Origin of the sequence: Liberiplasma polymorphum (genome assembly GCF_043951795.1) — a bacterium.
In the GTDB taxonomy this organism is placed as follows: domain Bacteria; phylum Bacillota_I; class Bacilli_A; order Izemoplasmatales; family Izemoplasmataceae; genus Liberiplasma; species Liberiplasma polymorphum.
This window is the reverse complement of the sequence record NZ_JBIOAG010000020.1, coordinates 1-25371: the sequence shown is the minus strand read 5'-3', so window position 1 is coordinate 25371 and position 25371 is coordinate 1. Positions and strand designations below refer to the sequence as shown.

Here is a 25371-nt window from a genome sequence, read left to right as displayed (position 1 = left end):
TTTTTTTATGTAAAAATATAATCTAACACTTGTTTTAATACATCACTACTTAAGTTACTATAAGGCAGTAAAAAACTTGTAGGAAGTTCTTCAAAAGTTTGAATGTACACAGGGTACTTTTTCGCGCGTTCTTTAATGCGTTCAATTTGAGATTTTGTTCGTACTTTAAATAGAATGTGTAAATTACTTTCTAACCCACCTATAGTTAATACCGCTTCACTAAAAGGATAAGTTTCAATTAACGACTGAATAGATTCGTTTTGCTTTTTTGAATCATGCGATAAATGTCTCAAATGTTTTTTATAATGCCCATCACGCATAAATTTAGCCAAGCTTAATTGATCGATTTTAGATACAGTTTGGGCAAATCTTGGTGTATCTAGGTATGCCTTAATGAGTTCAAAAGGAAGCACCATATAACTCATACGCATACTAATGAGTAAGTTTCTTGAAAATGATCCAATATAGATCACGTGGTTACCTTTAGCTAAACCTTGGATAGAAGGGATGAGTGCTGCATTATATCTAAAAATGTGATTATAATCATCTTCTATAATAAAGGCTTTATTCTCTTGTGCATAGCGAATAAGCCTTAAGCGGTCTTTAACCGATAAAACAGAACCACTAGGATATAGATTTGAAGGAGAAATGTAAATAAAATCTGCTTTTGTTTGAATCATTTCATCAATCGTATGACAAGGGATTGATTCAAATTTAAGTAAATCAAACACATGCTTTGCACGACTAAATAGTGGGACTAAGTAAGCCACACGTCTTTTTGAAGTAAGTGCTGCAAGATTCATAAGTTGATTTTGAGTTCCTGAAGCAATAATGATTTGATCACTTTGACATACGACGCCACGTTCTTCATTTAAATGTTTTCTAATTTCATGTCTTAGTGCATATTCTCCTTGAGGATTTAAAGGTTCAAATAATAGATGACCCTCATAATGCATTATATCTTGCATACATTTTTTAAACTGATTCAGATCAAAAGAATGCATACTTTGATATTGATTTATAAAGGATTTAACCAACTGACTTTTTGGATTTGTTATAGGATCTTTGGTTTTAATTAAATCAAGTTTTGCGACATAATAACCACTTTTAGGATAACTTTCTATGTAACCCTCAATTAGTAATTGATTATAGGCTTTTTCAATAGTGGTTTTACTTAAACTATGTTTTAAGGCTAACTGCCTTATTGAAGGGAATTTTTCATTGGCACTTAAAGTGTTTTCTAATATTGCATGTTTATAAAATGAATAAATTTGCATGTATAACGGTGTATTTAAAGATTTATTTAATATCATCTGACCACTTCCAATTTTAGTTAAACTGTCTATTTAAAACATGACACATTATTATTATAATAGACTTGATTTAAAAAAGAAAGGTGTTTTTTTTATGACAAATAAAACTAAAGTAATGGTTAGAACGGCATTATTTATTGCAATTGTTTTTGTAGCAACAAATATTCGTGTACATATTCCGATTTTCATGGCACAAGGTGGGTTAGTACATATAGGAACCTTGGTCATGTTTGTAATAGCGGTTAAGTATGGAAAACGCTATGGAGCATTAAGTGGCGGTATTGGGATGACTTTATTTGATCTTTTATCTGAATGGGCTTACTGGGCACCTGGGACATTTGTAGCACGCATTTTGGCTGGGTTTGTCTTTGGGTTAGGGGCACAATCTAAAGAAGGTCAAGGAAAAAACATGACAAAAAACGTCTTAGCTTTATTTGCAGGTGGGGCCATAATTGTGGTGGTTTATCTATTGTTTGAAGCTTTCTATTTAGGTTACGGACTTCAAGTTGCTGCACTTAGTATTCCTGGGAATTTAATCCAGTTACTTATTGCATCGTTTGGGTTATTCATTTTAAAGAGTATGCCAGAAATTGAAGAAGTTGAAAAATTAGGTGCTTAGGCACCTTTTTTAATGAATTTTATATAGCCCTTAACATATCAAAAAAGTTTGTTATAATAAATATGGAAGTAGTGATTTCATGAACAAACAAAACAGTGACATGTTAGGCTACATGCAAGTTAGAAAACTCCTTTTCAAACTAGCAATTCCCGCAACGGCAGCCATGATTATTAACGCACTTTATAATCTCGTTGATACCTTTTTTGTGGCGTGGGGTTCAGGGACAATAGCGATTGGGGCTTTATCTATAGCGTATCCTATTCAAATGATTGTTTTAGCGATTGGACTTATGATTGGTGTTGGTAGTTCATCGGTTTTTTCACGTGCTTTTGGAAGACAAGATGAAAAAGCCATGAAAAAAGCTGTGAACACTGCAATAATGGTAAACTTAATTTTATCGATATCTATTTCACTTATTGCGTATATTTATTTAGATCAGTTGTTAGTGTTATTTGGCGCAACTGAAAGTAATATCGATTATGCTAGAGATTACTTACGTATAATACTTATTGCATTAGTCCCATTTTCGCTATCTATTGTGTTTAATAATTTAACGCGTGCTGAGGGAAGACCTAAAGTTGCGATGGTCTCTTTAATGATTGGTGCAGGGCTAAATATTATTTTAGATCCGATTTTTATTTTTGATTTTGGATTAGGTTTAGGTGTATCAGGGGCTGCAATGGCAACAGCCATTGCGAAAACTGTTTCATTTATATATGTGTTTGCGATGGCATTAAGTAGAAAGTCATCTTTAATGATTGATTTAAGAAAAATCTACCGAATTGATTTTAAAATGATGGGTGAAATATTTGCGATTGGCCTGCCTTCTTTTGTTAGAACAGCGATGGGTGGGGTGTTAATCGTTATTGTAAATAACTTAATTGTCTTTTACGCAGTAGGAGACCCTGCCATTTATATATCCATTTATGGTGTCATAAATAGGCTTATACGCTTTAGCTTGATGCCGGGGTTTGGACTGGTTCAAGGGATGGTACCTATTGTTGGGTTTAATTTTGGTGCTAAGTTTTATGACCGATTATATGAAGTGATTGGGTATACGTCCAAACTCTTGTTTATCTATTTCACCACTGTATTAGTGATTGTTATTATATTTGCGGAGTATTTATTTATGGCATTTGGTGGTGCAGATGATCAAGTGTTTGTTCAACAAGGTGCGATGGCCTTTAGAATCGTCGCCTTAGGGTTTAGCTTTGTGACCTATCAAGTTATCCTATCAAGTACTTACCAAGCGATGGGGTATCCGTTTAGAGCGTTTGTGGTTGCTTTATCTAGACGTTTTATCTTCTTTATCCCCGCAGCCATGATTTTAACTTATTATTTCGGAATCATAGGTATTTGGTGGACATTCTTTGTAGCTGATTTTGTAACTGGAAGTTTATCATTTATTGTTTATAAGTTAGAAATGAAACAATTACATACGAAAATTTAAAATCCATAAAAATAAAGCTTAAGAATGAAGAAAATGGTGTAATTCGCCATTTTTTTCATTTATGATTGCACATCTATAAAATCCGCTGTATTATTTTTATATGAGAATAAGGAGTGATACCATGCATTACAGAAAAAATGTTAAAGGTGAACGTTTACTAGCAGCCATTATCGATGGATTTATTATGAGTATTATTGAAGGAATCATTTCTACGATATTAATTATTGCTTTTCGAATCAACTTAGAATTTGAAAATTTTATGGAAATACTTGATTTAGTTACCAATGAGTTTGTAGAATACACCATTGTCATTACACTTATAACAGTGATTATAGGTGTTATATATTTCGGATATATCCCATCAAAATATAACGGCCAAACATTAGGGAAAAAACTGATGCGTGTAAAAGTTGTGATGAAAAAAACAGGAGAAAATCCTACATTGCCTCTACATGCAGCGCGTACTATGACGCTATGGCAAAATTATTTAACCTTACCTGCTTTAGCAATCTATTTAGTTAGTGTAGAATCGTTTATTGCCACTTCAAGTAGTTTTTCATTTGTGACAGGCTTGTTGATACTTGTAAGTTTAATTATGATATTAACGGATAAAAATGGGGAAGGACTACATGATAGAATCTTTAATACGCTTGTTGTAGATGAACGCTACCAAATCAATGGAAATGAATCCCTTAATTTAGATGAAGCGAAAGATTCAGAGAAAGTAAAACCATTTGACCCATTTGATGATGAGTTTGAAACCTATTCAAAAAAAAGTGATCCATGGAATGAATAAGGAGGCTATTTATGGAATATAAAGAGAAAATAACAAAACAGCGTTTTATTGCAGCCATTATCGATGTATTAATAACCGCTACCGGGATTTTCATAGCTGTAGCTATCCTTTCAGCAATTTTAGGCGTTGAATTTAGTACTGAAACCCCACTGGATTTAACCCAAACGAATCACGTAGTATTTACTGTTATGAGAAATATCATTGCTGTAATCATTGTAATCCTATATTATGGCTATTTTCCTTCAATTAGAAACGGCCAAACCTATGGAAAGAAAACACAAAAAATAAAAGTGGTTAATTTACAACGAGAAACACCTTCATGGATAGTACTTAGCTTACGTAATATTATTTGGTGGGGTGCTTACTTTTATTTACCTTTTATTCCACTGATGTTAATCAATGTAAATGCGTATAATATTATAGAAAATATTGTTTCATACATCATTTTTGGTGTGGTACTTGTCAGTCTTATTTCGATCATTGTTAACCCAAGTGTTGGAGGAATCCACAATCAAATCTTTAAAACAATTGTTGTCCATGAAAACTACCCACCTAAATCAAAAACAAATGAATATATTGAAAGTGAATGAGGATTTTATATCCTCATTTTTTTCTTGTTATAGAGGGCTAAAAGGCCTATTTTAGACAGATTATAAAAACCCTTACATTTTTTTAATATTTAGGTTGTAAAGGGGTGGGTTGTTTGTTAAAATATAGTCGTGCTTAAAACAGAAAATATTAGGAGGCAAGTTATGAAAATTGGCGTACCAAAAGAAATTAAAAATAATGAAAACCGTGTAGGGATTACACCTGCTGGTGTAAGTGTACTTGTTAATGCAGACCATGAAGTGTTTATTGAAGTAGATGCAGGACTTGGGTCTGGTATTACAAATGAAGAATTTATCGCTGCTGGCGCAAAAATCGTTGACACTGCCGAAGAAGCATGGTCACAAAAAATGGTTATCAAAGTTAAAGAGCCACTACCAAGTGAATATAACTTTTTCAGAGAAGACCTAATTTTATTCACTTATTTACATTTAGCAGCAGAACCTGAGCTGACTAAAGCGCTTATAGAATCTAAATGTAAAGCCATTGCTTATGAAACGGTCCAAGTTGGTAATAGTTTACCATTACTTCGTCCGATGAGTGAGGTTGCAGGTCGTCGTGGGACAATCGTTGCAGCAACCCATTTAGAAAAACATCGTGGCGGACGCGGTGTGTTACTATCTGGTGTTCCAGGTGTCGCACGTGGTAATGTCGTCGTAATTGGTGGCGGTGTTGCAGGAATAAGTGCTGCTCGTATGGCAATTGGACTTGGTGCAAACGTTACTATCATTGAATTAAATGAAGACCGTATGCGTTATTTAGAAGATATTTTTGATAAGGAAGTAACTGTTTTAAAATCAAACCCATTAAACATTGCAGAGTCGTTAAAAACAGCCGATGCAGTGATTTCAACTATTTTAATACCTGGTGCTAAAGCGAACAAAATTGTTACTGAAGAAATGGTAAAAAACATGCCTGAAGGTTCGGTAATCGTAGATATCTCAATTGATCAAGGTGGTTCAGTTGAAACAATCGACCGCGTTACAACACATGATGATCCTGTTTATGTTAAACACGGTGTTATTCATTATAGTGTTGCAAACATGCCCGGAGCAACCCCTCGTACATCAACATTTGCTTTAACAAACGCAACCATCCCATACGCACTTGATATTGCTAATCAAGGATACCGTATTGCTTGTTTAGATTCAGAACCATTGTTAAAAGGATTAAACGTATTAGGTGGACACGTAGTTTATAAAGCCGTTGCAGATGCATTTGGTTATGACTATGTAGATCCTAAAGAAGTTTTACTAAAACACCAAGACTAAATCTTAAGAGGCCTCGGCCTCTTTTTTTATCGTATTGATTAAATAAACACAGACTAAATAGTTCTGTCAAACATCATTTTAAATGCCGAAAATACGCCTATATATGATATAATCATACTAGGTGATTTAATGAAAAACATATATAATGAGACACTAGATTCTCTAAAAGAAACACTAAGTAGACATAACTTTAAAGCGTTCGCCGCTAGACAAATATTTGAGTGGTTATATAAACATCAAGTAACGTCGTTTGAAGAGATGACAAACATCAGCAAAGACTTAAGAGTATTCCTACATGAAAAGTATCAATTTGAACGATTATTTATGTTCACAAGACAAGTCGCAAAAGATGGCACCAAAAAATATTTATTTAGATTACATGATGATCATTTAATCGAATCAGTATTAATGCACCATGATTATGGGGATAGTTTATGTATTACCACGCAAGTTGGGTGCAATATTGGGTGTTCTTTTTGTGCATCGGGTCTTCAAAAACGTATCCGTAATTTGACTATCGCGGAAATGGTAATGCAAGTGACAGAAGTTCAAAATAAAGAAAAGGTTCGTATCTCTCATGTTGTAATTATGGGCACAGGAGAACCTTTTGATAACTATGACAATGTAATGGGGTTTATCGATGTTATAAACGACCCATTTGGTTTAGAAATTGGCGCACGTCATATTACTGTATCAACCAGCGGAATCGTTCCTAAAATATACGCTTTTGCAGATCAAAATAAACAAGTAAATTTAGCCGTTAGTCTTCATGCACCGAATAATAAAATTCGTTCAAGCATTATGAAAATAAACGAAAGTTATCCTTTAAAAGAACTTATAAAAGCCGTAAAGTATTATCTTGGCCAAACCAATAGAAGAGTGACCTTTGAATATATTTTGTTAGATCAAATAAACGATACAATCGAACATGCCAATCAACTCTCTGATTTATTAAGAGGGCTTAATTGTTATGTCAATCTTATAAGATATAACGCTGTAGAAGAGTTTAATTTTCAAGCAAGTGTAGAAGACCAAGCCAGTAAATTTTATAAACAATTAATTAAACGAGGGATTCAAGCAACACTTAGAAGAGAAATGGGCGCAGATATTGATGCAGCTTGTGGACAATTAAGAACTAACGCATTAAAAAAATAATGACTGAGGTGTACTTATGAGGTTATTAGAAGCAATAAAAGCATCACAAAAAGAATGCCTAATCATTACAAATCATCAAACCAAACAAACATTACTTAAAGCACTTTCTCGTGAGAAAGTGTTTCAAGCTATTCGTTTTATAAGTATGCAAGACCTTTTTGACGAGGTCTTTTTTAAAACAGAAAATAACGCGGTCTTTTATGCGAGTCAATCGCGCAATTTAAAACCTGCTATAATGGAAAATTTAATGAAATTCTTACCATTAATTGACGAAAACAATGACTATGAAACCCCACGTTTAAATGAACTAAAATCACTAAAAAGTGATTTGCTAAATACAACTAGAATTCACTATTTAACCAAACAATCATTGTTGTTTAAAGATAAAACAGTCCTTGTTGATTTGCCTTATCATCCGCTATTAAGTGAAGCTTTAAACCGTTTAGAATTAATTACAGATTTCCAAGTCTTTAATGAAGTTTCAAATACGTTGCCAAACGTATATAAAGGATCATTTAACACGACAAAAGAAGAAATCGCAACCGTTGCGCACCTCATTAGAGACCGTTTAGATAAAGATGCTATGCAGACCATTAAAGTTGTTTTATCAAGTGATGAGTATATACCATTAGTTAAGGAAATATTTAAATCATTTGAGATTCCTTTTTCAATAAATGAAAAACAACCATTACTTAAATTTGAAGACACATTAACATTGCTTAACTACTTAGATCAACTTAAAGACGCACCAATTTATGATCAACTAGATGAAGCATTCAACTTTATCAAACCAGAGCCATTCCAAGTAAAGCGGCTAAGAATATACACTAAACTGATTCAAACACTTAACCCTTTTGTCCTTGAAAAAGGCTCATTTAAAACACTGAAACCTTTTATTGAACAAACCTTAAAAACCACCTTTATTAAACCATATTCAGGTTTAAAAGGCGTAGAAATAATCTCTTTTAATCAACTAAATATTCATGAAACAAGTACCCTATTCTTATTAGGCTGTGCAGAATCTTATTTTCCAAAACTTAACACTGAAGATGACTACTTAAACCAAACTGAAAAAAATCTCATTCATTATCCAAATGCAAATATAATTAATCATCAAATTAAAGAAAATATCCTAAAAACATTCACACATATTGATAATGTTTATTTAACTTACGCGTTAAGTGGATTAACTGAACACTACTATGCATCAACTTTCTTTACTGAAATAGAAGATACATTTGAAGTAAAAACGTTACACCCAGTAGATAGAAAATTATCAAGATACGGTGAAAAATATGATTTATTAGCCACAAAACAACACCTAGATACCTATAATATTTATCACGAAGATCATGAAGATTTAAAAGCTCATTATGAACAATTTAAAGACTATTTTATCCCGTTTGATAATACCTTTATGCCCCTTTCAAAACCAACCATTGATCAACTAATAGAAAGCCCATTAAGACTATCTTATACTAAACTAAATACCTACTTTAAATGCAAGTTTAGATATCTTATGGAACACCTATTAAAACTCCAAGATTTTAATGAAACCCTAGCGATTGATTTAGGGGTCTTTTTCCATGATGTATTAGAACATTACATTAAAGAAGAATCATTATCAAAAGAAGCCATCGATGAAACTTTACAAAAAGTATTAGAAAAACAAGGCAATCACTATTCAAAAAGAGAACAGTTTTTCTTAATGAATAGTTACAACACTTTAATTAAAGTGTTTGAAACCATTAAAAAACAACATAATCAATCCGCATTTAGCTTATATGAAAGTGAACTTAAAGTAGAAAAAACCTATCATGAGGATAAAGAAGTTATATTTAGTGGTGTCATTGATAAGATTCTTATGTATGAAGAAAACAATACAAAACATTTTGTATTAATTGATTATAAAACAGGAAAACCAACACTTAAGCTTAAAGAAAGTTATTACGGATTTAATGCACAGTTAATCTTTTACATTTTATTATTAAAAGAAGTCTTCAAAGAAGACTACACGGTGAGTGGTTTTTATGAACAAACCATTTTACCCAAACCGCTTAAAAATAAAGATCAAACTGATTACGAAACCCTTCTTTTAGATACTTTAAAATTAAGAGGATATACAATTAATCAAGAAGATGAGGTCTTAAAAATTGATAAAGAGGCTATGAGTGATTCCTTTATTGCGGGGATGCGATTTAAAGCCAATGACACTTTATATTCTACTGTTAAAACATTTGATAAAGATGCCTTAAACCTACTTGTTATGCACATTGAAACACTCATAAAAAAAGCAGTCTCAGATATTTTAAACGGAGACTTTAAAATCAATCCTAAAAAAGATTTAAAAGGCAATGACTTAAGTTGTATGTATTGTCAGTTTAAAGATATATGTTATAAGAAGCTAGAAGATTATGAGCCATTAAATGTTCCAAAAGATGAAAATGAACTGTTTATACGTTTAAAGGAGGATACCTATGGCAAAAATTAATTTTACAGCACCCCAACAAAAAGCCATTGATTCTTCCGGTAAAAACATATTAGTAAGTGCTGGAGCAGGAAGCGGAAAAACGGCAGTATTAAGTGAGCGCGTAATCCAAAAAGTCATTAAAGGCATACCGATTGAGTCATTAGTTGTTTTAACATTTACAAATGCCGCGGCTAAAGAAATGAAAATGCGTATTCGCAATAAACTTATGAATGAAGAACCAACAGAAAATATTACAAATGCGATTCAAGCCTTAGATGCTTCTCACATTCAAACATTTGATAGTTTTGCTTTATTTATTTTAAAAAAATACGGCTACTACCAAAATATAAGTAAAAATGTTTCAATTGGGGATAGTGTGCGTATAACACTACTCAAAAAAGCAATGATTGATGAACTCTTTTTAACTTATTATGAACAAGAAGATGAGGCTTTCTTAGACTACATCAAAACCTATGAAATCAAAGATGATAAAACTTTAAAAGAGCAAATCATCTATTTTCATAATCAACTTGTCATGCACACTAATTTCGATGAGTTACTTGAAAAATTTACCCTTGATTATTTTAATGAATCAACATTTAACCGATTATTTAATCGTTTTTTAGATCAAATAAAAGAAACGCAAGTTGCGTTTAAAAGAAGCCTAGATTCCTTATACGAAACCCTAGATTCAGATATCGCTATCCAATATGTTGATACAGTATATCATGCTTTTTCAATTTTACTCAAAACCGAAGATTATGATACGTTATATCATTTTATACAATCTAATCCCAGTTTACCCAATAGCGCAAGCACGACTAAAAAATTAAATGCTGAAGGGAATACTTTAGATAAAGAGCGTCTTGATGTTGAAAGAGCAGACTTAAAAAAAATGCTCGACAGATTAAAAAACGACTATTTAATTAAGCCTAAAGAAGCACATTACAAAGATTTTATTAATAGTAGTAAACATATCCCCATCATAAAAACACTTATAAAACAACTTGATGAACGTTATTTAAATGCGCAAATAGAACGTGAAATGATGGATTTTTCTACTGTTGCTCGACTTGCCTACAAAATTATAACTGAAAATTCTTTAGTAAAAGAAGAACTAACATCCTCAATTCACGAAGTGATGATTGATGAATATCAAGATACTAATCACATGCAAGAATCATTTATTCATGCTATTACTGAAAATAACGTATATATGGTTGGCGATGTTAAGCAATCAATTTATAGATTTAGGCATGCAGAACCAAAACTATTTACGGATAAGTACAACCGTTACCAAAAAGATGAAACAGGCATGAACATTGACTTAAATGCTAACTTTCGTTCTCGAAAAGAAATGTTAGATGACATTAACACCGTATTTAAATCATTCATGGATCACGCAATTGGTGGGGTTGCCTACATCGATAATCAAATGTTAAAATATGGTAATAAAACCTATGATAATGCGACAGATGATTACATGGATTATGGACTACAACTAGACCTTATAGATGCTAGCACATTAGATGAAGATAGTCCTTATACTAAAGATGAAATTGAGATTTTCCATATTGCACAAGATATTAATAAAAAGATTGCTCACGGAAAAATTTATGACGAATCAATAAAATCAATGCGTAAGGTTTCCTATAAAGACTTTACTATTTTAGTAAGTGTATCGACACGATTTGAACAAATTAAGCAAATTCTAGAGTTTCATAAAATACCAGTAAATATTATAAAAAGTGATCCGTTTATCAACTATCACGACATAGATTTTTACCGTCATATATTAAAAACTATCTATGCATTAACAGATGATGCTTATTATAAAGATCATTTTAAACATAGTTTTTTAAGTTTAACTAGAAGCTATTGTTTTGAGTATAAAGATGATGATATTATTAAGCAAGTGATGCAGTTACCTAAAAGGTTGAATCAGTTAAAAAACCATCACTATTTAGAAGCTTTTCAACCGTTTTTTACGCAACTATTAACACTAAAAGATAATGTAACAACACTAACTATAGAAAACTTGTGGCAAGAAATAATTGATGCATTTAATCTATATGAACACTTAGTAAAACTTAAAGACACTGCATCAGCTGTAAATAGATTAGATTACCTCTGTTTAATGATTAGACGCCTAACACAAGAAGGGTTTACCTTAAAAGAGTTGGTTTATTATTTTGATCAAATGCTTGAACTTGAACTAGATGTTGAATTTGAAGTTGCCACAAGTCATGATGGAGATTATGTGACTTTAATGACCGTCCATAAATCTAAAGGATTAGAGTTCCCTATTGTTTATCTACCGCATCTAAATCATCGTTTCAACCGTCAAAGTATGAGAAGTTATCACTTTGATTTAGACTTAGGATTCTTGTTTGAACATGTTGACCAAGGCTTAACCCAATCCTTTCTTTATCCACTAAAACGTGATTTAGATTTAAAAGAAGATATTTCAGAACGTATGAGGTTATTATATGTTGCCTTAACACGCGCAAAAGAAGCCTGTATCATTCCTATGGTTTTAGATAAAGTTAAACCATTCCGTTTTAATGATGACGGCATGATGCTAGATTATGACAGAATCCATAACTTAAGTTCATTTTATGATATGTTTATCGCCATTCAAGATCAGCTAAGTCATCGTATTAACTCCTATGATGCTAGTAGGTATCCTTTAACCCTAGATTATCAATATACAAAGACATTTACACCATACAAAAACGGATCAAAAGAAATCAAAACTTATATCCCATATGAACAACCACTTAAAACAGAAGCATTAACTTCGTTTAGTGCGAAAATTGATACCTTACTCACGCCGTCACAACTTGATAATATTGCCTTTGGAAACTTAATGCATCATTACTTAGAACTCATTAACTTCACGCGTAATCCATTCGATCAAATAACACAAATAACTGAAAACAAAGCACATCAACAACTACTAGAAAGCTTTTTCAATCAACCATTATTTAGCAAAATATCGATTAAAAAAGCGTATAAAGAGTTTCCATTTGCACTAGAAGATGAAGAGTTAACCACCACAGGATATATCGATTTACTTTTAGAAACAGAAGAAGCTTTTATTATCATTGACTATAAATTAAAAACCATTGATAAAGAGGCCTATGTTAATCAAATTAAAGGTTATGAATCAATATTAAAACGTTTAAGCGACAAAACAGTAACCGGCTATTTATATTCAATTATTGATAAAACATTCAGAAAAATTTTATAATGAAATAGGGGTGTTATTATGAGTATTAAGTTATCAAACGTATCAAAAAATTACCAATCTGGCGATGTCGTAACCCAAGCATTAAAAAATGTAACTTATGAAATTAAAGAAGGAAAATTTGTGGTTGTTTTGGGCCCTAGTGGAAGCGGTAAGAGTACCTTGCTTAATGTCATGGGCGGACTAGATGCTTTAAGTGAAGGTGAAATCCATATTGATACCGCACCTATTCATACGCTAAAACAAAAAGAATTAACCATGTTTAGACGAGAAAAACTGGGCTTTATCTTTCAACAATATAATCTTTTACAAACACTAACGGTAAGAGAAAATGTTGAAATAGGGGCAAGATTAGTCGATAATCCAATGTATATTGATGAAATTTTAAAGCAAGTTGGGTTAACGCCCCACAAAGATAAATATCCCTTTCAATTATCAGGTGGTGAACAGCAACGCGTGGCAATAGCTAGAGCCCTTGTTAAAAAACCTACTATCTTATTTTGTGATGAACCAACGGGAGCACTTGATGAGAAAACAGGTAAAGATATTCTTGGTTTATTACAAGATTTAAACAAAAAACTCAAAACAACGATTATTTTAATCACCCATAACCCTAGTATTGCAAACTTAGCTGATATAATCATTAAAATGAACTCAGGTGAAATAGCCGAAGTCATTGAACAAAAAGAAAAGAGTCTAGCTAAAGATTTACACTGGAGTTAATGATGTTTAAAAAACACGTGATAAGAACCTTTAAAACACAGTGTTTAAAACTTATTCTCGTTGGATTGATGATTATATTAAGTAGTTTTATATATATGGTTGTTGGGGCTGCAGTTAATGCAATTCATGAAGGGGCAGAACCGTTTTTAAACCGAACGAATCAAGAAGATTTTATGATAGAATTAACCCCTTATGTAACAGAAAGTGAACTTCAACAGTTTTCTGATTCTTGTTTATTTGATAGTATCTTTTTAGAAACTATTTATGAAACTGATCAAAGCTGTTATGACTTGATTGTACAGTCTCGCTTTAACCAAATAAATGAAGCCTTAGACGGGGTTTCTTTAGAAACAAGACAGTATAAAGAAACCCACTTTACTTTTAATAATGAACGTCATAAAATTCGTATCTTAAAAGATGCTAGTAGCATTAACTTAAGCGAAATTGATGAAGGACGTTTTCCTACTGAACCAAATGAAATTGCTCTGACTAGAAATTATGTTAAAAACCAAGGATTAACCCTAGGTGATGAGATAACAATCCTCAATCAAACCTATACGATTGTCGGATATGTATTATTTCCTGATTATAATTTACCTATAATAGAGCATATGTTAATGTTCGATAGTGTTTTTCAAACATTAGGGTTATTAAGTAGTGATGCCTTCAATACGTTTGAAAGACCCATTCATAGTTATATCTCAGGTGTTTTTACAGAAGATAATGGTGATTTAGATGCCCAAATAATCGCGTTAAAAACAGAATATGCATTTTTAACCACAATGATTTTAACCGAAAACAATGTACGTAGTGGTGCGATTTATGCTGAACTTGAAGGCGGACAAGCTACAGGACTATTTCTTAGTGGTTTTATTGCACTTATAGGCATATTTATCATAACCATTATGATTTCTAAAACCATTGAAAAAGAACGCGGCGCAATCGGTGTTTTTAAAGCTTTAGGACTAAAAACGAGTGAAATGTTAAAACCATATCTTGTATTTATTGCGATTTATACCCTTGTATTTTTATGTATTGGATTTGTTTTAGGGTATTTAGTTTCCCCTGTATTTAGGGATCTATATCTAGAATTTTATCTATTACCAAGTGTAGAACCTGCATTTTCATGGACAGATTTCTTTATTGCCATATTGGTTCCATTTGTGATTATTTTTAGTTTAGGAACTTATCGACTCCTTAAAATCATGGGAGAAGGAAGTATTCAACTTCTATCCCCAAAAATATATATCCCTAAAAAGGTTCGTTTTAAACATATTAGACGTATAATTAGTAAGTTTAATATTCGAGTTAGATTACAAATATCACTAATGTTAAGACAGTTTTCTAAAGTAGTTACTTATACGATAGCTGTATTTTTTGCTATATTTTTAATTTTCTTAAGTCTAAGTATGGTTGATGTGTTTAACTTAAGTATAAATAGCTACTATGATCAAACTGAATTTAAAAGTATCGGCTATTGTCAAGACTATCAAACTTGTGATGCATCCAGTCATGACAAAGTAATTGAAATGGCCGCAAATATTAGGGGGAACCAAGTTACTGTGATTGGAATAGAGTTATCTAATCAAACACACCCATTGTTTGACCAAAGAAGTAACGATATAACAAATAAACTTAGTGAAGGCATCATCATCTCAAAAAGCTATCAAGATATGTATGGCGTTAAACTAGGTGATATGTTAAATATACAAGTAGCCGATAAACATTTAGAACGTGAAGTCGTTGCGGTTTCTAATATACTTTTAGGGGCATATGTATTCATACAACGAGACGATTTAGCAGAAAACATCTTTGAGGATAGTAACTATTTTAATGCACTTTATAGTGTAGATAAACTAAATGACGATGATTATCCACTTGTTATCCATGTAGAAGATATTCTTACACAAATCGGCTATACAAACGACTTAATGGAAACGATGTTTTTTATTATGTTTATCGTTGCAGTCTTAATAGCTGTGATTGTGATTTATTTGCTGACTTCAATATCAATAGAAGATCAAACCTATGAAATTAGCTTGTTTAGTGTTTTAGGGTATACGAAAAAAGAAATTACTCAAATTCTACTTAGTGGCTATTTTAAGTTAAATGTGGTAATCTTTATCATAGCAATTCCTTACACAATACTCGTTAATTATTTATTTAAAATCATCATGATTGATTTATTTGATTATTATATGCCACTTACTTTAAAACCACTTCACATCCTAATGGCTGGTGGAGTTAGTTTGGCTGTATTTATGGTAAGTAGCTTACATGCAAAAAGTAAAATCGAAAAACGCTCATTACAAGAATCACTTAAAATATATCAACTATAGAGGTGACATATGCAAAAGGGTCGAATTATTAAACTTATCGGTGGCCAATATACTGTACTAGATGATCAAAAAAAACGCCGTGTGTTAAAACCACTAGGTGTTTTTAGACATAGAGATATTTCTCCAAAAGTGGGAGATATTGTCGATTTCGATGAAGATTCAATTCATCATGTATATGAACGATCTAATAATTTAGTACGACCACCCGTTGCTAACGTAGACCAAGCAATCATACTAAATGCCGCTAAAGAACCAGACTTTAGCTTTCACTTACTAGACCGCTTCTTAGTACTTGTAGAAAAAGAAGATGTTACCCCGGTTATTGTTGTATCTAAAATCGATTTACTTAAAGATGAAGAACTTTCTTTATTAAAGCAACAACTCACCTATTATGAAACGATGTATGATGTTTATTTTACAAGTGTAAAGCAAGATGACACGTTAGTCCCGCTTAAAAACTTGCTCAAAGATAAAATTAGTGTTTTTGCAGGTCAAACCGGTTCAGGAAAAAGTAGTTTACTTAATGCACTTGATATTAAGTTAAAACTTGAAACGGGTGAAATTAGTAAAGCGCTAGGCCGCGGTAGACATACTACTAGACACTCAGAGTTACTAGAACTATATGGAGGGTTAGTAGCTGATACCCCGGGATTTTCAAAACTAGATTTTTATCAAATGGATATCGATGATTTACCTGTATATTACCCTGATTTCTTTGAACGCTCAAAAGACTGTAAGTTTAGAGGGTGTCATCATATAAATGAACCTTCATGTGCTGTTAAAAAAGCTGTAGATAGCGGTGAAATACTGAAAGCACGCTACCAAAATTATTTATTAATATATGAAGAAATATCAACCATAAAAAAGAAATATTAAGGACGTGATACTATGAAAATAGCCCCTTCAATTTTATCTGCAGATTTTAGTATATTGAAAGAAGAAATCCAAACGGTTGAAACAGCTGAATGGATTCATATCGATGTAATGGATGGACACTTTGTGCCGAATATAACCATTGGTCCTTTAGTTGTTGACGGATTAAGAAAACATACAAACCAAGTGTTTGATACCCATTTAATGATTGATGATCCTGAGTTTTATCTAGATAGTTTTATTGATGCTGGTAGTGATCAAATCACGTTCCATGTTGAGACAGTTAAAGACCCATTAGAAATAATAAATAAAATAAAATCAAAAGGCGCGAAAGCAGGCATTTCTTTAAAACCAAAAACACCTATTGAAGCCATAAAACCCTATTTAAAAGCCCTTGATTTGGTTTTGGTTATGAGTGTTGAACCAGGATTTGGTGGCCAAGCATTTATGATGGAAAGTTTAGAAAAAATGCAATTTTTACATGATTATAAGAAAGAACACGGTATTGAATTTGATATTGTTGTTGATGGTGGTATTAACGTAGAAACAGCTGAACTTTGTAAAAAGCACGGTGCAACCGTATTAGTTGCAGGGTCATATATCTTCAAGCAAAAAGACCGTAAAAGTGCTATTGAATCGTTACGATAATGATTATTAAAATATTTGTAAATCCCATCAACTATACTATAGAGAATCTCTATCAACAAGATGATAATGAATATCTAATGGGTGTTGATAAAGGCGCATACCATGCATTAAAAAAAGGACTAAACTTAGATTTAGTCCTTGGTGATTTTGATAGTACTACAGAAGAAGAATATTCCTATATTCAAACCCATGCAAAAAATATAAAAACTTTCAAAGAAAGAAAAGACGAAACAGATTCTTATTTAGCCATAAAAGAAGCATTATTACTTAACCCTAAAGAAATAATCGTGTATGGGGGTATGGGCGGTAGACTTGATCATACTTACGGCAATTTACTTTTACTTAAACAAGGGGATATTACTTTTGTGACAGATAAGCAAAAAATGTATATCTTATCCCCTGGTAAATACGCTATAGAAAACCCATACCAAGCGATTTCTTTCTTTGCAATTGAAGATGTTAAATCGTTAACGTTAAAAAACTTCAGTTATGAATTGTCTGATTACGATTTAGTTGTTGATGATCCTTTATGTATTTCTAATAAAGGACATGGAACAGTAACTTTTAAAGATGGATTGTTATTAGTTATTCACTCATCAGATTAAAAAAGTATAAAAAAAAACACCATAAAAGTGTTTTCCAAAAAAAGAGAGGGATTTTTGCGTTTATTCATAAAAAAAGCCGATACTATCGGCTTAGACAGTATACTACTTTATGCTCTAGTTAGGCTGTTCTTTTTTAGAGCGCGTGCTGAAACAAAAACGGTTTTAGTCTCTCCGTTTTCCACGATTTTAATTTTTTGTAAATTAGCTTTCCATTTTCTCTTAGTAGCGTGTAATGAGTGTGAACGATTGTTCCCTGATAACACTTTTCTTCCAGTAACGTAACATTCTTTTGCCATGATAAGCCTCCGTTCATGATATATTTCATGTAAACCTATACTATTATATCACAAAATAAATTTAATGCAAGAAATTTTAACGAAAAAAACTAAAATGCACGTTATCGTTTATTTGTTGCAATTTAAAGTGCCATATGATAAAATAATTTAAGTCCTTAGATACAAGAATCTTAAAGGATATGAACCAAAAAATCAACTAAAAATACAAACAATATATAGACAAAAAGATATTGGAGGAGTAATTATGAATCCTAAGGAACTCGATGGTAATCTTTTAAAGCTTATCATCACTAATGGATCAATCAATTTAAAAAATAACAGTCAAATTATAAACGACCTAAACGTCTTCCCAGTACCTGACGGTGATACAGGTAGTAACATGCAATCAACAATGATGAGTGGTGTTAGCGCCATCTCAGAATTAGATAACGAATCAGTAGAAAAAATCGGCAAAGCATTATCACGTGGATTACTCATGGGCGCAAGAGGAAACTCAGGTGTTATCCTATCACAATTATTTAGTGGTTTTGCAAAAGCCTTTAAAGATATAGTTGTAGCAAACTCAACACAATTTATTGAAGGATTAAAACTTGGTGTACAACAAGCCTATAGTGCAGTCATTAATCCCGTTGAAGGGACAATACTGACCGTTGCAAGAGAAGCGGTCGAGAAGGCTGAAACAGAAGTTAATGACGATATGGATTTAGAAACGGTATTAGCTCTTTATTTAAAAGAAGCAGAAGCATCTTTACAACGTACCCCTGACTTGCTACCTGTACTTAAAGAGTCTGGTGTTGTTGATAGTGGTGGTGCAGGACTCATCGTAATTATAGAAGGAATGCTTGCAGCATTACGCGGAGAAATTTTTGAAGAATCAAAACAGAAAAAACAAAAACATGCACGTTCATTCGATACTGAAGAAGTTGAGTTTGGATATTGTACAGAATTTATTATTCAATTAAATGCAGAGAAAAAATTTAATAAAGATAAATTAGTTAAACAACTAAGTAGACTTGGAGATTCAATTGTAGTTGTTGCAGATGAAGAGATTTGTAAAGTACATATTCACACAGTTAAACCAGGAGACGCTTTAAATCTTGGTCAAGTTTATGGTGAGTTTGCAAACTTAAAAATTGAAAACATGACACTACAACATACAGAAACCCTATTACATTCGGCTGATGCACACGGACAACATACTGATTGTGGCCATGATCATGGCGAAACTAGTAATATATCAAGTAAAAATTTCCGTGTTGAAACACGCAAAAAATATGGCATCATTACCGTTGTTAATGGAGACGGTTTAAAAACAATGTTTAAAGAAATGGGTGTCAGCCAGATTATTGATGGTGGACAAACTATGAACCCATCAACACAAGACTTTATTGATGCAATTGATAAAGTAAACGCAGACAACATTATTATTATCCCTAATAACAAAAACGTCATGCTTAGCGCAGAACATGCAGCTAAAAACGTCGAAGATAAAAACGTTATCGTCTTACCTGCAAAAACCATTGCTCAAGGGTATGCGTCTTTAACAATGTTTGATGCAAATCAAGAACTAGATGCAACCATTGAAGAAATGACTGAACTCATTGAACATGTTAAATCAGGTGAAGTGACTTACGCCGTTCGCGATACTGAAATTAATGGCTTAAAAATTGCCAAAGATGATTACATCGGAATTGAAGATGGAAAAATTGTAGTCTCTAATCCGGAACGTGTTGAAACAGTCAAAGCACTTATCAAAAACTTAATTGATGATGAGAGTGAAATTATTACCATCATGTATGGTAATAGTGTAGAAGAAGACGAAGTAAACAGTTTACGTGAATTTATTGAAGAAAATTATCCGAGTATTGAAGTAGAAACGGTCGATGGTAAACAAGAAATTTACGCTTACTTATTAGCTATAGAATAATATTAGCCACTCAATTTGAGTGGCTTTTTTTTAATGTTCAGTGCTATAATGAATGTGAGGTGATAGCTTTGAGTTTAAGTACATTAAAAGGTGTCGGGATCAAAACGTTAAGTTATTTACAAGCAGAAAATTTTTATAGTTGTCAAGAAATTGTCAACTATTTTCCTAAACGCTATGATGCAAGGTTTTTATCAAACTTAAGCGATATTCAAAGTGAACACTATCATTATATTAAAATTACTGCACTAACGAATGCAAAAATCATTTCACCTAAATCCAATATGAATATCATCACTTTTAAAGCACAAATTGATCAAAAGGAATTTTTAGTTAAAGTATTTAATCAAAGATTTTTACTAAGAATTGTTAAAGAAAATACCCCCTTGGTAACATACGCTAAACAAGACAAATACAAGAAAGAACTGCTTGCACAAAAAGTTTTCTTAGCAAGTAATTTTAAAGAAGCAATCTATCCCATATATAATATAGAATCAATAAATGATAATTTGTTTTCAAAGCTTGTAACACAGTGTTTAAGTTATTACTCAATTCCAAAAGATATTATTCCAGAAGCACTAAGAAAAAAGTACCAACTCATCGATATTCAAGCACTTTACCAAAAAGCACACCAACCTGAAGACTTAGAAACTATTATCCAAGTAACAAGAAGGTTGAAATATGAAGAGTTATTTATCTATCAATTAAAGATACAATATATTAAGTATTTATCCAATAAATATAAAGGCATAAGTAAATCTTACAAAATTGAAGAAGTTAAAGCGTTTATTCAAGAACTCCCTTATGAATTACATCCCTCACAAAAAAATGCTGTTAATGAGATATTTAAAGATCTTAAAAGTCATAAAACGATGAACCGAATGCTACAAGGAGATACCGGTAGTGGAAAGACGATTGTTGCTTATTTAGCAATGCTTGCTTGTATGAGTGCAACCTATCAAGTTGCCTTTATGGCACCTACTGAACTACTAGCAGAACAGCAGTACGCAGTGATTAAACAGTATACTAAAAACACGTCCTATAAGGTTAAACTCTTAACAGGCTCTACACCAAAAGAATCCCGTAAGGAAATACTTGAAGAACTCTCAACCCATAAAATCGATGCCATTGTTGGGACCCATGCTCTTTTTAGTCCAGGTATAAAATATAACAAACTCGGATTAGTGATTACAGACGAACAACATCGTTTTGGTGTAAATCAACGTAAAGCACTTGAAGAAAAAGGACAAAATCCTGATATTTTATATTTAAGTGCTACACCAATCCCTAGGACATTAGCGCATACTTTTTTCGGAGATATGGACGTAACGACACTAGATAGTAGAGTTGATAAAGCAACTAACATGACCACAAAACTCGTTGCCTATAAAGACAAACCATTCATCCGAAGAACCATGCAAAAAATATTAGAAAACCATGAACAAATCTATATTGTTGCTCCAAATATTGACGACACTGAAAATCAAGATATAAAAGGGGTATATACAGTATATAATACAGTTAAAAAACGTTATCCTAATGCACGTGTCGAGCTATTACATGGAAAACTTAAAGCTGACGAAAAGAACACGATTTTAAGACAGTTTAAACACCATGAAATCGATATATTAGTTTCCACAACTGTCATTGAAGTTGGCATTCACATTCCTAATGCATCACTCATGATAATTTATCATGCAGAACGTTTTGGTTATGCCCAACTTCATCAACTAAGGGGTCGTGTAGGAAGAGGAGATAAGCCAGGTATTTGTTTACTCATCCATGATAACCAAGAAGAAAGTGTTGAAAGACTAAAAGTACTAGAAACCGTTCATGACGGATTCATCTTAAGTGAACAAGATTTAGCTAACAGAGGATTTGGTGATTTAGTTGGGATTATGCAAAGTGGGTTTATAAAGTTTAATTATGCATCTTCAAAAGAAGATCTCATTATTTTGAAACATGCAAAAGAAGATGCAGAAACACTAATTTTAGATCACCTTAGTAATCACACATATATAGAAACTATTGAACAAGTTAAATCATTGATTAAACACGATGAGCAACAAAAAAATATGATATAATAGTACTACGTACTAATTAACGAGGTGAACGATATGATTAAAATTGCAGTCGATGCAATGGGTGGAGATTTCGCCCCAAAAGAACAAATAGAAGGTGCAATGCTAGCCATTAAAAAAATACCGGATATTGAAATTACATTATATGGAGACATTGACAAAATTAAACCTTATCTAAAAGATGATACAAGAATAACACTCGTTCAAACAGACGGGGTTATTGATATGGGTGAAAAAGATCCAATTAGAGCAATTAGAAGCAATCGAAAAAGTTCTATGGCTCAAGCCTTAACGAGTGTGCGAAACAAAGAAAATGCAGCGGTTGTTTCAAGTGGAGCCACCCAAGCGCTTATTGCCGGGGCTCACATATTAGTTGGACGTATGAAAAACATGAAGCGTACAGCCATCGCACCACTCATACCTAATATTAGAGGAACCAATACCATATTACTTGATTCTGGTGGTAATATTGAAATTAAACCAGAGTTTATGCTTCAACAAGCTTATTTCGCAACGATATATGCAAAAGAAGTCATGGGCATTGAAGATCCTAAAGTTGGTCTTATCAATATTGGTAGTGAAGAAGGTAAAGGTAGAGAATTAGATAAAGAAGTTTATGAACTGTTTAAAACCAATAAACACATTAACTTTTATGGTAATGTAGAGCCTAAAGATGTATTAAATCCACCATGTGAAATATTAATCAGTGATGGGTTTACGGCTAATATCGTAATGAAAACTATCGAAGGGACTGCGCGTGGTGTTGGTGCAATATTAAAAGAAGAACTTAAACGCGGTTTCTTTGGAAAGCTAGGCTTAATTTTATCAATGAATAATTTAAAACGTTTTAAAAAACGTTTAGCCCCTGAAGAAATTGGTGGCGCAATGATTTACGGACTAAATGGTGTGGTAGTCAAGGCACAAGGCTCATCAAAAGCAGTAGGGTTTTACAATGGTATAAGACAAGCGGCACTTGTGGTTAGACAAGATGTTATCAACAAGGTTTCTAAAGTAATAGACGAGGAAGAAAACGAGTAATATGCACGGATTAGAAAAACTCTTTAATCTAGATTTTAAAAATAAAACCTTGTTAGAAACCTCGCTAACCCACTCATCTTATGCCAATGAAAATCACACAGAATCAAATGAACGTTTAGAGTATATCGGCGACGCGGTCTTAGACCTCGTCGTTGGAAAATACTTATATGATAATAACCCGCATTATCACGAAGGAGAGCTAACTAAAAGACGTGCTAAGCATGTTTGTGAAGCGGCACTTGTTGATTATGCAAATGCTTGTGAACTAGGTAAATATCTACTACTAGGCCACGGCGAAGAAAAAACTGGTGGTAGAACGCGTTCAGCACTTTTAGCAGACGCATTTGAAGCTTTTGTTGGTGCAGTTTTCTTGGATAAAGGGCTCAAAGAAATTTATAAAATAGCAAACAAAGTTATTTTTCCACTTATCGAAGAAGAACGCTCAACTGACTTCATTGATTACAAGTCTCATCTACAAGAACTCGTTCAATCAGATAAACGCTCACTAGAATATAGAATCATATCCGAAAGTGGTCCGAGTCATCAAAAAATATTTGTCACCCGCGTATATATGGATGAAATTCTTATGGGTGAAGGCGAAGGCCACAGTAAAAAAGAAGCAGAACAACACGCGGCTGAAATCGCATTGAAAAAATTGGCGAAAAAAAGTGTTAAATTTTAAGGAGTGTTTCCATGAAACATCTACTAAAAACATTGATTGAAGAAAAGATTATTGATTATAATATGCTTGTTTTACATTATTATCATCATTTTGATATTACTGAAACAGAAGCGATAGCACTTATGAAGCTAAACGCCTTGTTAGAAAAAAAACGCGGCATTATTCAACCTGATAAATTTGCACTTTGGTTGTCAACTGATAAAAAAGGCACTGAAGAAATTCTTACATCATTAATGAATAAAGGGTACTTACAAATTAAATTAATTTCATGTTCAAACGGAAAAGAAAAAGAAACCTTTGACGTCGATTACTTTCTAACAAAAGTGGTTGATTATGTGCTAAATTCAAGGAAAACAACTTCAAAATCAATCACACATGAATATGTAAGTTTTCTAGAAGATACATTACAAAAACCTTTATCCCCATTAGATATTGAAATCATAACTAAATGGATTGATGAGGATAACTATTCACTAGAAATGGTAAAAGAAGCGGCACTTCAAGCATTAAAAAGAACCAATCCCAATATTAAACATATCGACAAAATCCTACTAGACAATGTGGCTAAGTTTGATCCACAGCCTAAGAAAAAAGAAGTCTTAACAGAGTTTTTTAAGTTATGGGAAGAGTAGAAACCATATTAGAAACCCTAAACGATATGTTTCCAAATGCACATTGTGAACTAAATCATACCAACAGTCTAGAATTACTTATTGCTGTGATGTTAAGTGCACAAAGTACTGATGTATCTGTAAACAAACTTACTAAAAACCTATTTAATAAGTATAAAAGTATTGATGACTTTATCAATGTACCACTTCAAATACTAGAAAACGATTTAAGACAAATAGGGCTATATAAAAATAAAGCAAATAATATCAAATTAACTTGTGAGGCAATCAAAAATCATCATAATGGTATTGTCCCCTCCTCTTCAGTTGAACTTGAAGCATTACCAGGCGTCGGAAGAAAAACTGCTAATGTTGTTTTAAGTGTTTGGTATAGTGTTCCTAAAATCGCTGTTGACACCCATGTAGAAAGAGTTTCTAAACGTCTTAAACTGGCTTATATAAAGGATTCTACGCTACAAGTTGAAGAAAAATTAATGCGTAAGATTCCAATAGATAAATGGTCACAAACGCACCACCAAATGATTTTTTTTGGAAGGTATCATTGTACAGCTAGAAACCCTAAATGTGATGGGTGTCCATTAAAAGAATTATGTCGTTATC

21 protein-coding genes are annotated in these 25371 nt (G+C 32.5%); 19 read left to right on the top strand and 2 right to left on the bottom strand.

Annotated features, from left to right (window positions below; translation table 11 throughout):
• Positions 1–5 precede the first annotated feature (5 nt).
• The gene (pdxR, locus tag ACHAJD_RS05940) at positions 6–1313 is read right to left on the bottom strand and encodes a MocR-like pyridoxine biosynthesis transcription factor PdxR (protein ID WP_435584952.1); all 1308 of its coding nucleotides are present in this window, start codon (positions 1311–1313) and stop codon (positions 6–8) included.
• A 94-nt stretch (positions 1314–1407) separates the two neighbouring features.
• On the opposite strand from pdxR, the gene ACHAJD_RS05935 reads away from it, so the two are divergent.
• The 13 genes from ACHAJD_RS05935 to ACHAJD_RS05875 all read left to right on the top strand — a co-directional run bounded on the left by ACHAJD_RS05935 (position 1408) and on the right by ACHAJD_RS05875 (position 18118).
• Positions 1408–1932: an ECF transporter S component gene (locus tag ACHAJD_RS05935; protein ID WP_435584951.1), complete on the top strand. Its 525-nt coding sequence runs from the start codon at positions 1408–1410 to the stop codon at positions 1930–1932.
• A 79-nt stretch (positions 1933–2011) separates the two neighbouring features.
• Positions 2012–3382 (top strand): MATE family efflux transporter, encoded by a 1371-nt coding sequence (locus ACHAJD_RS05930; RefSeq protein WP_435584950.1) that lies wholly within the window; start codon positions 2012–2014, stop codon positions 3380–3382.
• Positions 3383–3503: 121 nt separating this feature from the next.
• Positions 3504–4178: an RDD family protein gene (locus ACHAJD_RS05925; protein ID WP_435584949.1), complete on the top strand. Its 675-nt coding sequence runs from the start codon at positions 3504–3506 to the stop codon at positions 4176–4178.
• An 11-nt stretch (positions 4179–4189) separates the two neighbouring features.
• Positions 4190–4768 carry an RDD family protein gene (locus ACHAJD_RS05920; RefSeq protein WP_435584948.1) on the top strand — a complete coding sequence of 193 codons (579 nt, stop codon included), beginning with the start codon at positions 4190–4192 and terminating at the stop codon, positions 4766–4768.
• A 162-nt stretch (positions 4769–4930) separates the two neighbouring features.
• Entirely contained in the window at positions 4931–6055 is a 1125-nt protein-coding gene (gene ald, locus ACHAJD_RS05915) for an alanine dehydrogenase (RefSeq protein ID WP_435584947.1), read from the top strand.
• Between the two features lie 129 nt (positions 6056–6184).
• On the top strand, positions 6185–7210 hold the full coding sequence (gene rlmN, locus ACHAJD_RS05910; protein WP_435584946.1) for a dual-specificity RNA methyltransferase RlmN: 1026 nt from the start codon (positions 6185–6187) through the stop codon (positions 7208–7210).
• Between the two features lie 16 nt (positions 7211–7226).
• Positions 7227–9701: a PD-(D/E)XK nuclease family protein gene (locus ACHAJD_RS05905; RefSeq protein ID WP_435584945.1), complete on the top strand. Its 2475-nt coding sequence runs from the start codon at positions 7227–7229 to the stop codon at positions 9699–9701.
• Positions 9688–12933: a UvrD-helicase domain-containing protein gene (locus ACHAJD_RS05900; protein WP_435584944.1), complete on the top strand. Its 3246-nt coding sequence runs from the start codon at positions 9688–9690 to the stop codon at positions 12931–12933. The genes ACHAJD_RS05905 and ACHAJD_RS05900 overlap by 14 nt, the downstream gene beginning before the upstream one ends.
• Positions 12934–12951: 18 nt before the next feature.
• The gene (locus ACHAJD_RS05895; protein ID WP_435584943.1) at positions 12952–13653 is read left to right on the top strand and encodes an ABC transporter ATP-binding protein; all 702 of its coding nucleotides are present in this window, start codon (positions 12952–12954) and stop codon (positions 13651–13653) included.
• Between the two features lie 2 nt (positions 13654–13655).
• Positions 13656–15992: an ABC transporter permease gene (locus tag ACHAJD_RS05890; RefSeq protein WP_435584942.1), complete on the top strand. Its 2337-nt coding sequence runs from the start codon at positions 13656–13658 to the stop codon at positions 15990–15992.
• 9 nt (positions 15993–16001) lie between these two features.
• On the top strand, positions 16002–16868 hold the full coding sequence (gene rsgA, locus ACHAJD_RS05885; RefSeq protein WP_435584941.1) for a ribosome small subunit-dependent GTPase A: 867 nt from the start codon (positions 16002–16004) through the stop codon (positions 16866–16868).
• Positions 16869–16880: 12 nt separating this feature from the next.
• Positions 16881–17513 (top strand): ribulose-phosphate 3-epimerase, encoded by a 633-nt coding sequence (gene rpe / locus ACHAJD_RS05880; protein WP_435584940.1) that lies wholly within the window; start codon positions 16881–16883, stop codon positions 17511–17513.
• Positions 17513–18118, top strand: coding sequence for a thiamine diphosphokinase (locus ACHAJD_RS05875; protein ID WP_435584939.1), 606 nt, complete (start codon positions 17513–17515; stop codon positions 18116–18118). The genes rpe and ACHAJD_RS05875 overlap by 1 nt, the downstream gene beginning before the upstream one ends.
• Positions 18119–18225: 107 nt before the next feature.
• Here ACHAJD_RS05875 and rpmB read toward each other — a convergent pair whose 3' ends face one another.
• Positions 18226–18414, bottom strand: coding sequence for a 50S ribosomal protein L28 (rpmB, locus tag ACHAJD_RS05870; RefSeq protein WP_435584938.1), 189 nt, complete (start codon positions 18412–18414; stop codon positions 18226–18228).
• A gap of 244 nt (positions 18415–18658) precedes the next feature.
• On the opposite strand from rpmB, the gene ACHAJD_RS05865 reads away from it, so the two are divergent.
• From ACHAJD_RS05865 to nth, 6 genes are all read left to right on the top strand, one after another.
• Positions 18659–20341 (top strand): DAK2 domain-containing protein, encoded by a 1683-nt coding sequence (locus ACHAJD_RS05865; protein WP_435584937.1) that lies wholly within the window; start codon positions 18659–18661, stop codon positions 20339–20341.
• A gap of 68 nt (positions 20342–20409) precedes the next feature.
• The gene (locus ACHAJD_RS05860) at positions 20410–22422 is read left to right on the top strand and encodes an ATP-dependent DNA helicase RecG (protein ID WP_435584936.1); all 2013 of its coding nucleotides are present in this window, start codon (positions 20410–20412) and stop codon (positions 22420–22422) included.
• Positions 22423–22455: 33 nt separating this feature from the next.
• Positions 22456–23457: a phosphate acyltransferase PlsX gene (gene plsX / locus ACHAJD_RS05855; RefSeq protein ID WP_435584935.1), complete on the top strand. Its 1002-nt coding sequence runs from the start codon at positions 22456–22458 to the stop codon at positions 23455–23457.
• Between the two features lies 1 nt (position 23458).
• Entirely contained in the window at positions 23459–24139 is a 681-nt protein-coding gene (rnc, locus tag ACHAJD_RS05850) for a ribonuclease III (protein WP_435584934.1), read from the top strand.
• Positions 24140–24150: 11 nt separating this feature from the next.
• Entirely contained in the window at positions 24151–24771 is a 621-nt protein-coding gene (locus ACHAJD_RS05845) for a DnaD domain-containing protein (RefSeq protein ID WP_435584933.1), read from the top strand.
• On the top strand, positions 24759–25371 hold a 613-nt coding region (gene nth, locus ACHAJD_RS05840), incomplete at its 3' end, for an endonuclease III (RefSeq protein WP_435584932.1). The genes ACHAJD_RS05845 and nth, both read left to right, overlap by 13 nt.